Source organism: Pontibacter sp. HSC-14F20 (assembly GCF_019599265.1).
Classification (GTDB): domain Bacteria; phylum Bacteroidota; class Bacteroidia; order Cytophagales; family Hymenobacteraceae; genus Pontibacter.
Genome location: NZ_JAHZTC010000030.1, coordinates 1 through 13,478 on the forward strand (window position 1 = coordinate 1; position 13,478 = coordinate 13,478).

A 13,478-nucleotide genomic window follows, 5' to 3' on the forward strand; every position below is an offset into this window, starting at 1 on the left:
TACAAGTGATCGTTCGGTTGGCCAGCACGACTTCTGATAATAAGAGAAGCGATCAGGTAAAAACATGGTTTTACCTGATCGCTTCTAAGGGTTGCTCCTAAATGAGGGACTTTTTCAGTGCCCTCCTGTTAATAAGGTGGCTTTTTCGTGTTAATATTTATCCGAATTAGGTATTCAAAGGAAGTGCATCCTGCAGGGCTGCAAAACCTTCAACAGCCCGTTCTGTGTTCAGGTAGTCGGAGGTATAGGCTTTGTCTGCACTGTGAATATACAGCACAGTGTTGTCTTTGATCAGTTCAATCACGTCAGCGGAGATAGCCCGTGGTACAGCCGGGCACCCCAGACTGCGACCCAGTCGGCCGTACTGCTTCACAAAATTATCGCTCACATAGTCAGCGCCGTGCAGCACGATGGCACGCTCCATCGCATTGGAATTATACTGCTCATCCATACCTGACAGGCGCAGCGAAAGCCCGTGCTTGCCATAATAAGTTTTATTTGTCAGGTAGAAGCCCATGCTACTCATGTTAGAATTCGGCTCGTTCGAAAACTTCTCTGCTCTTACATTGCCAGTGTTGCGGCCATGCGCCACCAGGTTGTTGTACAGCACCTTATTGGCATCCAGATCAATAATCCACATGCGCTTCAAATTGCTTGGCTTGGTAAAATCAACCACTGTCAGAATCTGCTTGTCTGTAGCTGTTAACGCCTCCTGCTTAAAATTATGATAACCAGTATAGGCACGCTCAAATACACTATAAGATAGACCGGCCTTTTGCAATCCAGCGCTGTGATATACCTGCTGCACATGCTCGTCGAAGGCAAGTTTCTTTTCAGCGAAAGACAGGCGGGCAAGTGAGGTGGAGGTGAGAAGGGTTTCGGTTGTGCGGGCCATCGGATCAGACTCGTCGGGTCGAGCCCCGCCAGGAGTGGCAACCAGCATGAAACTTAAGGCAAAAGAGGTGACAATAGCTCTTATCATAGGGTTAGTATTCTTATCAGGTTTTACGCAATTACTGTACTAACAGGGAAAAACACAACAATTGTTCCATTAGTCGGCGGTTTAATCCAATTTGCTACTCCATTAAGCTTCTGTGATAACCAACAATTTCTAAACGATTCTATACCTGAATGTTAGTATAAAAAGCCCCCAAATTATTTTACGCTCAACTAGTTCCTTATTTATAAATTATCGCTTTTACTTGTATGCCAAAGCCGGAAGCTGCAATTTTGAGTTAAGAAAAAAGCACATGAAACCGTATTTCTTCTATACCTTATTTTTGATCATGCTAATGGGCTGCGCTGACCCTGCCCGTATTGCAGGCTTCGACAGTGAGAAATGGCAACAAGACAGGAAAGGCTGCCAGGGGCAACGAAGCGCCATGGCAAATGACTTCGACACGATACGCCGTGAACTATACGGGCGACCGGAAGCAGAAGTAAAAGACATACTTGGCAAACCCGATGCGGAGCAACTCATGCGCCGGGGGCAGCGTGTGTTTATCTACTACCTTGAGCCCGGCTCACATTGTAACGAACGTAATAAACTTTCGGAGGCCAACCGGGCGGAGGTACGCTTCAATGCCCTCAGCAAGGTAAGTGAGATTACTTACCTGCGCCCTGTTCCCGGCTCAAAATAAAGCAGAAAGCCCACCTTATGGTGGGCTTTCTGCTTATCGTAACGTCTTAAAATTATTCTTCTTCCTTGCCGGTTAGCATGTTCACGTGCTGGCGTCCCTCCAGATCCAGGAAATGCTTGAGCTGTTTTTCGTCAAGTATGCCAGCCAGCACCTTGTCTAGCTCAATCTGTATTTCGCGGTAGGTACGCTGCAATTCAATCGGATCATCCTGTGTCAGTCCTGCTTCGGTCATGCGCTGGTACCGCTCTTCATGAAGCAGTTCTACCTGCATCAATTGCTCATCGCTCAGTTGCAGTTCCTGTTTCATTTCTAGTAGCGCCATTTGAGGGCCGCTCAAACTGATAGCCAGTACTTTAAGATCAAGCTCGTCATCTGCCGCTCTTAGTCGCTGGGCTTCTGTGGTGCTTATAGCTAATGCTAATATAATTAATAGAGGTATAATTCTTTTCATGGTATTCAGGTATTATGCCATCAAATGGCTACTCTTATGTTATATAGTGTTATGAACGGAATTATATTACTTTGGTTCTACCCAAACAGACACAATTTTTAGATTTTTCTAATAGCATCAATCAATGAAATTCGCGAACAAAAGGTATGTTTTCATGATGATATTAAACTATAAAAATAACTTGTATTCAAAAGCAGCTATATTGTAACTAAGCACTTCGAGAATAGTATAAAAGGAAAACTCCTAAAATAGCATTTTTAACAGTGGCTTCCGGTTTCGCGATTGCGGCTCCCTCCATACAAAGTGAAAAAATCATGAAGACAAAATATTATAATCCCAGTTTGCTTGAGGTTAATTTTGCAAAAGCGTTTCAGGACCTGGCGCAGCAGCTCGAAGACAAACTTGATGCAGGTAAAGTTGTCAATATCACGCCTATACATGATGCAGACAATCCCATGGTTATTTATAAACTTAAAGATGAGGAAGGTGATTTACATGAAGTAGTTGTACAAATCATACAGCGGCCAGACAACCTCGTAAGTTGATCTGGCAATAAAATCCAAAAAGAGAGGCGGCCTGGTAAACTCCAGGCCGCCTCTCTTTTTATAACCACGGGTATAAATCAGTTTTAAATGCTGCCGGATCAGGGGCTGCCGGGCACCTTGTGGTCTTGTCTTTTAAACCACTGCATGGCGATGAAAGAAACCATGAAGCCCGAAATCACACCTTCCAGCATCAACACCATAAAAATGACAATACCCGGTGTGATGGCCATTCGATCACCGAAGAACTGCTCACCGGCCAGCACTTTTAATAGCCTGTCATCAAAGGCTTTAATATAAACAACCATAAACACGGCGAACAGCACGGTTGCCAGAACCGAGGTAATGATGCCTGCTCCTAAGCCCTCGAAATAACCGATATTACCCTGTCTCATTTTTTTGAAGGCCCGAATGGCTAAGGTAACACCGACTGCCATGATCAGGCCGTTCAAAAAGCGTAACTCAATGATATGCTCCAGGCCAATGAGCTTCATCAGCAAAAAGTAACCGATTAATGAGAGTGCCGTGAACAAGCCGTATTTAAGGCCAATTTTTTCCATAGTGGGTGCTTGCAGTGTCTGTTGAATTGATTCCATTAAGAAACGCTTCGCTTAGATACGCTCCGGCATAGCGTGGTCGGCACGCTTGAACCATTGCATGGCCACAAACGCGATCAGGAAGCCCGGGATGGTACCGTAAATAATCGTCAGCACAAAAAGTGATAGCACCGACAAACTAACCGGGAACAGGGAACTCGTTTGCAGACTGGCCAGGTATGCTGTGTCCAATACGGTAACATAAACAACCAGGAAAAGCGCCAGAATGGTAGAGGAAACCACACCGGTGGTGGCCCCGATCGCCAGGCCCTGAAAGTAGTTGATGTTACCTCCTTTCGCTTTTTTGAACTGCGAAATAGCAACCGTTATACCTACGATTAGAAAGATCGCACTCAGAAACGAAAGCTCAATCCTGTTCTGTAAGTCCAGCAGACGCATGATCAGGAAAAAAAGTACGTGTGCTATACCTACGAAAATACCATACTTCAGCGATACCTTTTGATAGGTGATTTTTGAAAGTGCCATATGTATACTGTTTTAATAAGAATCCTTAGTTTTTAAAAATGAACAGATTAGTTGCATGATTGGTTATGAAAAAGAGCTTGTTGTTCACGAAGCTCCTCAAAGCAGGTGCAATCTGCCGTATATAATTAAATCAATATACTAGAGAATGTGGCGTGGCGTTGTGATTTGAGCCATAAATTTTTCGAAATGCATCCCGAAGCGCTTCATTTCAAAGCAATTAACACGCCCTCTGCAAACGCTTAGCCTATTGGTTTACAGCAATTTGAAAAAAAGACGGTTTTTATTTCGTAATTTTGCACCGCAATCGTTTCATATACTCATTTTTAGCTATCTATGATCAGCACCAACAATGTAAGCCTGTCCTATGGCAAGCGTACCCTGTTTGAAGATGTAACCATCAAGTTTATGCCCGGCAACTGCTATGGCCTTATCGGAGCTAATGGTGCGGGCAAATCCACGTTCCTGAAAATTCTTTCCGGCGAGATTGACCCCAACACCGGCACGGTAGAAATTCCGGCCAATGCCCGCCTGGCCGTACTGAAGCAGAACCACTTCGAGTACGACGAGTCTCAAGTACTGCTGACGGTAATTATGGGCCACAAGCGCCTGTTCGACATCATGCAGGAAAAAGATGCCATCTACGCCAAAGAAGATTTTTCTGAGGCTGACGGCGTACGTGCTGCTGAACTGGAAGGCGAATTCGCTGACCTGGAAGGCTGGAATGCTGAGTATGAGGCGGCTGAACTCCTGAGCGGACTTGGCATCAGCGAAGACCTGCACTACGCCCTGATGAAAGATCTGAGCGGGAGCGAGAAGGTACGTGTGCTCCTGGCGCAGGCCCTGTTTGGCAACCCGGACATCCTCCTGCTCGACGAACCAACCAACCACCTGGACGCTGAGTCGATCATGTGGCTGGAGAACTTCCTGGATAACTTCCAGAACACCGTGATCGTCGTATCGCACGACCGTCACTTCCTAGACGCCGTGTGTACGCACGTGGCCGACATTGACTTTGGCAAGATCAAAATGTTTGCCGGTAATTATGGTTTCTGGTACCAGTCAAGCCAGCTGGCTTTGAAACAGCGTTCTGATGCCAATAAGAAGACTGAAGATAAGCGTAAAGAACTGGAAGAATTCATCCGCCGCTTCAGCGCCAATGCTTCCAAGTCGAAGCAGGCTACTTCACGTGCCAAATTACTTGAGAAACTGACCGTAGAAGACATTCAACCGTCCTCACGCAAGTACCCTTATATCGCCTTCAAGCCTGAGCGCGAAGCCGGTAACCAGATCCTGCACGTGGATAACCTGAGCAAGTCAATCGACGGGCAGCCGCTCTTCACAAATATCTCTTTTATGATAGACAAGGGAGATAAGATTGCGGTAATCGGTCGTAACGACATCGCCGCCTCTACTTTCTTCAAGATCCTTTTTGAGGAAGATCAGGCTGATTCAGGAGAATTTAAGTGGGGCACTACGATAACAGCTTCCTTCTTCCCGAAAGACAATCAGGAATTTTTCGACACAGATCTGAATCTGGTAGACTGGTTGCGCCAGTATTCTGTAGAGAAAGACGAAAGCTTTATTCGTGGCTTCCTGGGGCGCATGCTGTTCTCAGGCGAGGAGTCACTTAAGAAAGCCAATGTATTGTCAGGTGGCGAGAAAGTACGCTGTATGTTCTCCCGCATGATGCTGCAGTCAGGTAACGTGCTCGTGTTTGATGAACCAACCAACCACCTGGACCTGGAGTCGATCACGGCGCTGAACAACTCCCTGCGCGATTTTGATGGCACGATCCTGTTCTCTTCGCATGACTTGCAGTTTGTCGACACGATCGCTAACCGCATCATCGAACTGACACCGCGCGGTATCATCGACAAGCGTATGGGCTACGAGGAATATCTGTCTGACGATAACATCAAGGAGTTGCGCAAGAAAATGTATGCCACAGCCAAGGTATAGCGTATATACCTGCGACAACCTGTAATTAAACAAGATATGCCGCTACGCTATAGCTACAAATTACTGATACTGATATTGTGCTGCCTGCTGGGCAGCACTGCGGTCATGGCCCAAGTTGAGCCTGATACGGTGCGCCGCAAACGCGAGCTACCTACAAGACCGACTGCAGAGCCACAACAGCAGCAACAGCCTCGCGTTACCCAACCGCAGCCGGAAGTTATTCAGCCACAGGTGGTGCGTCAGGGTGAGGAAGCTCCACAAGCGCTGATTGACCGCATGTTCTGGGGCGGGAGTTTCGGTCTGCAGTTTGGTACCTTTACAAACATCTCGCTCTTGCCGGTAGTCGGGTATCGTGCCACCGAAACGTTTTGGCTAGGTATAGGCGGAGTGTACCATTATCGGAGATTCAGGGGAGAGAGTATGCACAACTACGGTGGTCGTGTTTTCGCCCAACAGCAGATCTTCGATAATTTCCTGATTCACGGAGAGTATGAGCAGTTGAGTGTTGAGCTGCCTTTAATGAATTACAATACCGGTGTGTATGAATTCAGCAGGCGCTTTATAGGTTTACCTATGGCCGGCCTCGGCTACAGGCAGCGGATCGGCGAACGGGGTGCTGCAGACATCCTGCTACTTTACAACTTCAATGATTCTTACGCTTCTCCTTACTCTAACCCGGTCATCAGGGCAGGTTTTAGTTTTCCATTCAGAAGATAAGCACAGGTATAAGGTACAAAAACAGAAAAGGCTGCAAATTTCTTTGCAGCCTTTTCTGTTTTTGTAGTATTAGTATTAGCCCCGTATGAGTCGTAGCAGTACCACGATCACAGCGATCACCAATAAGATGTGAATCAATCCACCAACGGCATCAGGGAATCCCAGGAATCCGATCAGCCAAAAGATTACTAGCACAACGGCTATGATATACAATAAATTTCCCATAGTTTTAAATATTTTAATTTCGAAAATATAGTCTGTTACCCTATCTAACGTAGTTCTGCTATATAGGTTAAGCACTTCGTATCAGCCGCAGTAAAACCGCGATAACAGCAAGCACTAATAGTACGTGGATAATTCCACCAACGGCATCAGGAAACCCAAGGAATCCGATCAGCCAAAAGATTACTAGCACAACGGCTATGATATACAGTAAATTTCCCATAGTTGTTTTGTTTTAATTTCTCCTTTTCAATGCATTGAAAGCAAAACCGTCTGCTTGGCTTTCCAAACCGGCTGTTAACCGGCTTTGCATTTTTTTGTTTTAAGCTTTTTACGGGGCCTATACTTTAAAGGATGTATATAATCGCATTTTTTTGTATACTTCGCTTAAACATTATATAAAGCAGGTATTCAGCCAGACAGAAAACACCCCTCTATCCTTTTGATTTACAGCTAAAAAGCCACTTATCGCAGAAATAAAATTGACTGCTATAATTTTGTATAGAATATTAACTATACCCGGTACCCTATAGTTGGCGACCGATCTCATCTGAGCTCATAAAATAAAAGTATTCCAAGAGAAATGTTTTTAAAACCGATGTTTGTCTGAATTCTGTTAGCTTTGTAATGGATTTTTAACTATACGCATACATCTCTATGAAGAAAATAGCAGTCATTGGTTCGGGCACTATGGGCAACGGTATAGCCCACGTATTTGCTCAGAATGGTTTTCCTGTTTCACTGGTTGACATTTCGGAGGAGGCACTTAACAAGGCGCTTGCTACTATTACTAAAAACCTTGACCGCATCATGGCCAAAGGCAACCTGACGGAGGCGCAGAAGAGCCAGACCCTGGACCGTATCACCACTTATACCGATATGAAGCAGGGTGTGCAGGAGGCTGATCTGATCGTGGAAGCAGCCACTGAAAATGTGGACCTGAAGCTGAAGATCTTTAGAGACCTAGACGCTTTCGCCAAACCTGACGCAATACTCGCCAGCAACACCTCCTCTATTTCTATTACAAAGATCGCCTCTGTCACCAACCGCCCGGACAAGGTAATTGGTATGCACTTCATGAATCCGGTGCCGGTGATGAAACTGGTCGAGATCATCCGGGGCTACTCTACTTCTGACGAAGTAACCAACCAGGTGATGGACATGTCGCTGCAGTTGGGCAAGGTACCGACTGAGTGCAACGACTACCCGGGCTTTGTGGCAAACCGCATTTTAATGCCAATGATCAACGAGGCGATCTACTCTTTATATGAAGGCGTGGCCGGTGTGGAAGAGATCGATACGATTATGAAGTTAGGTATGGCGCACCCGATGGGACCGCTGCAACTGGCCGACTTTATTGGTCTGGACGTTTGTCTTTCTATCCTGCATGTGCTGCACGAGGGCTTTGGTAATCCGAAGTACGCTCCATGCCCGCTGCTGGTGAATATGGTGCAGGCAGGTCATAAAGGCGTGAAGTCAGGACAGGGCTTCTATTCCTGGACACACGGCAACAAAGAACTGATTGTGGCAGACCGATTCAAGAAAAAGCATTTCGTGCAATAATCATGGCGCAGACCTTTAATATAGTAGGCTGGTTCGAGATACCGGTAACTGATATGCCGCGGGCCATTCGTTTTTACGAAAGCGTGTTTGGCTATACCCTGCACTACCAAACTATTGGTGATGAGGAAATGGCGTGGTTCCCCTGGTCCGAGGAGGGCACAGGTGCCTCAGGGTCGCTTGTAAAGCACGAAGTGAAGTACAAACCTTCTGCCGATGGAGCCGTGGTTTACTTCTCCTCTCCTACCGGAGATTTGGCCAATGAACTGGCCAGGGTGGAAATGGCCGGCGGAAAACTGCTGCAGGACAAAACCCTGATAGCAGAGGACATTGGCTTCATGGCCTTGATTCTGGACACCGAAGGCAATCGCATCGCATTGCATTCCAGAGGCTAGGCTATACCTATACCTTAAAAACAGAAAGTCCCCTGCCTATCAGCTGGGGACTTTCTGTTAAATAAAGGAAGTATAAAAGTCAGACTGCTACTGCATTTTCGCGGAGCGCTTCGTTTAGTGACGTCTTAAGGTCGGTGCTTTCCTTGCGCTGACCGATGATCAGGGCGCAGGGTACCTGAAAATCACCCGCAGGGAATTTCTTGGTATAGGAACCAGGTATAACCACGGCACGCGGCGGCACATATCCTCTGTACTCTTTTGGTTCACTACCAGTCACGTCGATGATTTTGGAGCTGCCGGTGATGGTCACACCTGCACCGATCACTGCTTCTTTTCCGATGCGGCAACCCTCTACCAGAATGCTGCGCGATCCGATAAAGGCGCCGTCTTCAATAATCGTAGGAGCTGCCTGTACTGGCTCCAGCACACCGCCCAGTCCAACACCGCCGCTCAGGTGCACGTGCTTGCCCACTTGTGCGCAACTGCCTACGGTCGCCCAGGTATCTACCATCGTACCTTCATCCACATAGGCACCGATGTTCACATACGAAGGCATCATGATTACGCCTTTGGCAAGGAAAGCGCCGTAGCGGGCCACAGCATGCGGCACGACACGCACACCTAGCTGCGCATAATTCGTCTTGAGTGCAATCTTGTCATGAAACTCAAACGGCCCCACTTCTATCGTCTTCATCGCCTGAATCGGGAAATACATCAGCACTGCCTTCTTCACCCACTCGTTTACTTTCCAGTCGTTGCCAGCAGGCTCTGCCACACGCAGGCGACCTTTGTCCAGCTCTTCTATCACGGCGCGAACCGCTTCTATAGTATGCTGTTCTTTCAGCAAGTCGCGGTTTTCCCAGGCCTGCTCTATTATCTGCTGTAATGCCATGCTATTTTTCGTTTTTAGAGAATCAAAATGTAAAAGTATTAAATTTAGGCGATGTCTGAAAAGAGAATCCTGCTGGCTTCGCTGCTGAAGCCCATAAATGACACCCGGCTTTACGAAAAGCTGGGCATATCCTTGAGTAATATTTCAGGAGTGAGCATTCACATTGTCGGTTACGAAGCGCCTATACCTACTTGTGCGCCTGCCAACATGCATTTCCACCCTATTTTTAGGTTCAGGAGACTCAGCACCGGCCGCCTAACTGCTCAATGTGACTACTACCGCCTGCTACAGCACATCAAACCACAGTTGGTCGTTGTGAGCACACACGAACTACTACTGCCAACGTTGCTGTACAAAGTCAGGTATGGCGGCATCCGGATTGTATACGACATACAGGAAAACTACAGCCTCAACCTGCGGGCACAGCACAACTATAGCTGGCCACTGAAGCACCTGCTTGCCGGGACTGTGCGTGGCATTGAAAAAATGGCAGCCGGCAGCATTGACCACTTTCTGCTTGCCGAACGCAGCTATGCCGACGAACTTCCCTTTTTAGGAAACAGCTATACTTTTATAGAGAACAAGTATAAGGCGAACCAGAAAACCCCACATGCTGCTATACCTGTTAGCTTACCTGCATCAGGGCCACTATACCTACTCTACAGTGGCACCATTGCGGAGGAATATGGTATCTGGGAAGCGATCAATCTGACAAAGGAGCTACAGGCTATCCGCCCAGATGTGAAACTGAATATTATTGGCTACTGTGCTAACGGCCATACCTTAGCAAAACTAAAAAAAGCTTGTCATCAACTGCCTTTTATTAAGCTAATAGGTGGCAATAAGTTGGTACCACACCATGAGATATTACAGCAAATACAGAGCAGCCACATCGGATTACTGCCCTACCGACCCAATGCCAGTACCTTTCGCTGCATCCCCACAAAACTTTACGAGTACATGGCACACGGACTAACTATCCTGATCCAGGACAACCCTTTGTGGCAAGGTATAGTAGAGGGAAACGATGCCGGGCTGACCATTGATTTTGGTCAACTAAACGTACAGGGACTGTATAGTGAACTGAACACTCACAAATTCTACAAGCAAGGTATACCGGATACCATTTACTGGGAAAGTGAAGAAAAAAAAATACTACAGTTAATCAAACCTCTCCTGTCCGAAGTATAGGCAAGTTGAAAATTTATTTTTAGACGAATCTAAATTTAAATAGAATCAGTATATTTGTAAAGCTAAACCTTATATTATGCGAAACTCAAAGATAGCCGGCGTAGGCCACTACGTTCCTGAAAAGGTAGTCACCAATTTTGACCTGGAGAAAATCATGGAAACTTCAGACGAATGGATCCGTGAGCGAACAGGTATACAGGAGCGTCGCTACTTCCAGGAGGGCGTAGATACAACCTCCAACATGGGCGCAAAAGCCTCTATGAAAGCCCTTGAAATGGCAGGATTGAAGCCCGAGGATGTGGACATGATCGTATTTGCCACCCTCAGCCCCGATTACGTATTCCCGGGTTCCGGCGTGCTGATGCAGCGCGAAATGGGCCTGAAAGAGATTCCCGCGCTGGACGTGCGTAACCAGTGTTCCGGTTTTATATATGCGCTTTCTGTGGCCGACCAGTTTATCAAAACAGGTATGTACAACAACATTCTGGTGGTAGGCTCTGAAATTCACTCCAACGGACTCGACTTTTCTACCCGTGGCCGTAACGTATCCGTGATATTTGGCGATGGAGCAGGTGCTGTAGTACTCACTCCTTCTGAAAAGGCGGAACGCGGCATTCTGTCCACGCATCTGCACGCCGATGGCGAGTTTGCCGAAGAACTGGCTGTGATCGACCCGGGCAGTACCAAGAAGGACCGCCTGACGCACGAGATGATTGAGGAGGGAACAGTTTACCCTTACATGAACGGCAACCAGGTATTCAAACATGCCGTGACACGCTTCCCGGAAGTGATTGAAGAAGCACTTAACCAGAATGGGTATAAATCATCTGATGTAGACATGCTTATACCTCACCAGGCCAACCTGCGCATCACATCTTATATTCAACAGAAGATGGGGCTTCCAGCCGAAAAAGTGATGAGTAATATTCAAAAATACGGCAACACAACGGCTGCATCTGTACCGATCGCACTGAGCGAAGCCGTACAGGAAGGGCGCATCAAGGAAGGTGACCTGGTATGTATGGCCGCCTTCGGTTCCGGCTTCACCTGGGCTTCTGCGCTCATCAGATGGTAATTTTTTATTGAGTGATTGAGTGGGTTTGCGTATGAGTGACTTTTGGTTGAGTGATGTCACAATGGCAAAATTTTAATTATAAATCTCAACAATTTAACCATTAACAATTCACTAACTCACTCATTCACTTATTCACTCAATTTTTTAACCGCGTGCACAGCTTTACCGAAGAAAATTACATCAAGGCCATCTACAAGCTTTCTGACGGCGGTACCCATGAGGTGAACACCAATGCAATTGCTGATGCGCTGGACACCAAGGCTGCCTCTGTAACGGATATGCTGCGCAAGCTGAGCGCCAAAGGTATAGCCGACTATGTGAAATACCGGGGCGTAACCCTGACAGAGAAAGGTGAACGGGTAGCTTTGCAGATCATTCGCAAACACAGGTTGTGGGAGGTTTTTCTGGTAGAGAAGCTGAAATTTAACTGGGATGAAGTCCATGACATGGCAGAGGAGCTGGAGCACATCAACTCCGATCTGCTTATTCGTCGACTCGATGAGTTTCTGGGTTATCCGAAGTTTGACCCTCACGGCGATCCGATTCCAACAGAAGACGGCGAGATGAATACCAAGCAGCAGCGCCTGTTAGCAGAACTTGAAGTGAATGGTTCCGGCACCGTAGTGGGCGTTAACGACACGCAACCGCTCTTTCTTCAATATCTTGACAAAATGGGGATTTTCCTGGGAGCCAAGATTAAAGTGATAGATAAGATCCCTTACGATAACTCACTGGAGATTAACCTTGAGAACAAAAAGAATCTGGTAGTATCCAGTGAAGTGGCACGTAATATTTTCCTGTCTGCCTAGTATGAAAGCTCCTGTCCTTTTCCTGTACCTGCTGCTGGTCATGCTACTTGGAACAGCCTGCACCCAGGTCGATACCCGGGGCGAGGTGCCAGCCGGAAAGCGCATGCGCATTGTAACCACCACAGGTATACTGAAAGATGCTGTTGAAAACATTGTAGGCGATGCGGCAGACGTAGAAGCGATCATGGGAAGCGGTGTTGATCCCCACCTGTACAAAGCGACGCAGGGCGACCTGAATATGCTGACCGATGCGGACGTGATCATTTACAACGGCCTACACCTGGAGGGTAAAATGGGCGAAGTGCTGGAAAAGCTGAGCCGCTACAAAACTGTGCTCGCCGCTACAGCAGGTATACCAAAGTCAGATCTGTTGAATTCTGCTGCTTTTGCTGACAGTCACGACCCGCACGTTTGGTTTGATGTGTCACTCTGGATGAAGGTAGTCGTGCAGCTGAGCAGCGAGCTACAAAAAAAGGATCCGCAGCATGCCATGGTATACCAGGAGCAGACGGCAGCCTACCTGCGCGAGCTATCGGCACTGCACAACGAAACCAAAGCCACCATTGCTTCCATACCTGAACAGCAGCGCATCCTGATCACCGCACACGATGCTTTTGGCTACTATGGCAACGCCTATGGCATAGAGGTCCGTGGTCTGCAGGGTATCTCTACCCTATCCGAGTTTGGTTTGCAGGACGTGTCTTCACTGGTCAAATACATTGTGGCTAATAAGATCAAAGCGGTATTCGTCGAATCTTCGGTGTCGCCTAAGGCCATTGAGGCGGTGGTGCAGGGCTGCAGCAAACGAGGCCACAAAGTGCTGATTGGTGGCACACTGTTTTCTGATGCCATGGGCGAAGAAGGTACGCCGGAGGGGACTTATACCGGCATGGTGCGACACAACACGAACACGATTGTAACTTCTTTAAAATAAGAAGGCTAT

At 47.2% G+C, this 13,478-nt stretch carries 17 protein-coding genes; 10 read left to right on the plus strand and 7 right to left on the minus strand.

What is annotated here, in order from left to right; genetic code table 11:
- Nucleotides 1-166: 166 nt before the first annotated feature.
- Nucleotides 167-982, minus strand: a complete 816-nt coding sequence (locus tag K3G39_RS19580) for a murein L,D-transpeptidase catalytic domain family protein (protein WP_220627872.1) — start codon at nt 980-982, stop codon at nt 167-169.
- Nucleotides 983-1,250: 268 nt separating this feature from the next.
- On the opposite strand from K3G39_RS19580, the gene K3G39_RS19585 reads away from it, so the two are divergent.
- Nucleotides 1,251-1,640, plus strand: coding sequence for a hypothetical protein (locus K3G39_RS19585; protein ID WP_220627873.1), 390 nt, complete (start codon nt 1,251-1,253; stop codon nt 1,638-1,640).
- A gap of 52 nt (nt 1,641-1,692) precedes the next feature.
- Here the strand turns inward: K3G39_RS19585 and K3G39_RS19590 are convergent, their stop codons facing one another.
- Nucleotides 1,693-2,091, minus strand: coding sequence for a hypothetical protein (locus K3G39_RS19590; RefSeq protein WP_220627874.1), 399 nt, complete (start codon nt 2,089-2,091; stop codon nt 1,693-1,695).
- 314 nt (nt 2,092-2,405) lie between these two features.
- Here K3G39_RS19590 and K3G39_RS19595 point away from each other — a divergent pair, with 314 nt between their 5' ends.
- On the plus strand, nt 2,406-2,636 hold the full coding sequence (locus K3G39_RS19595; RefSeq protein ID WP_220627875.1) for a hypothetical protein: 231 nt from the start codon (nt 2,406-2,408) through the stop codon (nt 2,634-2,636).
- A gap of 98 nt (nt 2,637-2,734) precedes the next feature.
- Here K3G39_RS19595 and K3G39_RS19600 read toward each other — a convergent pair whose 3' ends face one another.
- Both K3G39_RS19600 and K3G39_RS19605 read right to left on the minus strand, forming a co-directional pair.
- Nucleotides 2,735-3,193: a DUF4199 domain-containing protein gene (locus K3G39_RS19600; RefSeq protein ID WP_220627876.1), complete on the minus strand. Its 459-nt coding sequence runs from the start codon at nt 3,191-3,193 to the stop codon at nt 2,735-2,737.
- Between the two features lie 51 nt (nt 3,194-3,244).
- On the minus strand, nt 3,245-3,715 hold the full coding sequence (locus K3G39_RS19605; RefSeq protein WP_220627877.1) for a DUF4199 domain-containing protein: 471 nt from the start codon (nt 3,713-3,715) through the stop codon (nt 3,245-3,247).
- 333 nt (nt 3,716-4,048) lie between these two features.
- On the opposite strand from K3G39_RS19605, the gene K3G39_RS19610 reads away from it, so the two are divergent.
- The gene (locus K3G39_RS19610; protein ID WP_220627878.1) at nt 4,049-5,674 is read left to right on the plus strand and encodes an ABC-F family ATP-binding cassette domain-containing protein; all 1,626 of its coding nucleotides are present in this window, start codon (nt 4,049-4,051) and stop codon (nt 5,672-5,674) included.
- A gap of 105 nt (nt 5,675-5,779) precedes the next feature.
- Nucleotides 5,780-6,391 (plus strand): hypothetical protein, encoded by a 612-nt coding sequence (locus K3G39_RS19615; RefSeq protein ID WP_255594540.1) that lies wholly within the window; start codon nt 5,780-5,782, stop codon nt 6,389-6,391.
- A gap of 75 nt (nt 6,392-6,466) precedes the next feature.
- Here the strand turns inward: K3G39_RS19615 and K3G39_RS19620 are convergent, their stop codons facing one another.
- Both K3G39_RS19620 and K3G39_RS19625 read right to left on the minus strand, forming a co-directional pair.
- A complete protein-coding gene (locus tag K3G39_RS19620; RefSeq protein WP_007660460.1) occupies nt 6,467-6,616 on the minus strand; it encodes a lmo0937 family membrane protein in 150 nt (49 codons plus the stop codon).
- Nucleotides 6,617-6,683: 67 nt separating this feature from the next.
- Nucleotides 6,684-6,836 (minus strand): lmo0937 family membrane protein, encoded by a 153-nt coding sequence (locus tag K3G39_RS19625; RefSeq protein ID WP_108212983.1) that lies wholly within the window; start codon nt 6,834-6,836, stop codon nt 6,684-6,686.
- Nucleotides 6,837-7,270: 434 nt separating this feature from the next.
- On the opposite strand from K3G39_RS19625, the gene K3G39_RS19630 reads away from it, so the two are divergent.
- Both K3G39_RS19630 and K3G39_RS19635 read left to right on the plus strand, forming a co-directional pair.
- Nucleotides 7,271-8,176, plus strand: a complete 906-nt coding sequence (locus K3G39_RS19630; protein ID WP_220627880.1) for a 3-hydroxybutyryl-CoA dehydrogenase — start codon at nt 7,271-7,273, stop codon at nt 8,174-8,176.
- A 2-nt stretch (nt 8,177-8,178) separates the two neighbouring features.
- Complete coding sequence (locus K3G39_RS19635) at nt 8,179-8,568, plus strand: VOC family protein (protein ID WP_220627881.1); 390 nt, start codon at nt 8,179-8,181, stop codon at nt 8,566-8,568.
- Between the two features lie 79 nt (nt 8,569-8,647).
- On the opposite strand, the gene K3G39_RS19640 is transcribed toward K3G39_RS19635, so the two are convergent.
- On the minus strand, nt 8,648-9,460 hold the full coding sequence (locus K3G39_RS19640; protein WP_220627882.1) for a 2,3,4,5-tetrahydropyridine-2,6-dicarboxylate N-succinyltransferase: 813 nt from the start codon (nt 9,458-9,460) through the stop codon (nt 8,648-8,650).
- 51 nt (nt 9,461-9,511) lie between these two features.
- On the opposite strand from K3G39_RS19640, the gene K3G39_RS19645 reads away from it, so the two are divergent.
- From K3G39_RS19645 to K3G39_RS19660, 4 genes are all read left to right on the plus strand, one after another.
- Nucleotides 9,512-10,651 carry a glycosyltransferase gene (locus tag K3G39_RS19645; protein ID WP_220627883.1) on the plus strand — a complete coding sequence of 380 codons (1,140 nt, stop codon included), beginning with the start codon at nt 9,512-9,514 and terminating at the stop codon, nt 10,649-10,651.
- 76 nt (nt 10,652-10,727) lie between these two features.
- Nucleotides 10,728-11,726, plus strand: coding sequence for a 3-oxoacyl-ACP synthase III family protein (locus K3G39_RS19650; RefSeq protein WP_220627884.1), 999 nt, complete (start codon nt 10,728-10,730; stop codon nt 11,724-11,726).
- A gap of 152 nt (nt 11,727-11,878) precedes the next feature.
- Nucleotides 11,879-12,535: a metal-dependent transcriptional regulator gene (locus tag K3G39_RS19655; RefSeq protein WP_220627885.1), complete on the plus strand. Its 657-nt coding sequence runs from the start codon at nt 11,879-11,881 to the stop codon at nt 12,533-12,535.
- Nucleotide 12,536: 1 nt separating this feature from the next.
- A complete protein-coding gene (locus K3G39_RS19660) occupies nt 12,537-13,469 on the plus strand; it encodes a metal ABC transporter solute-binding protein, Zn/Mn family (protein ID WP_220627886.1) in 933 nt (310 codons plus the stop codon).
- Nucleotides 13,470-13,478 lie beyond the last annotated feature (9 nt).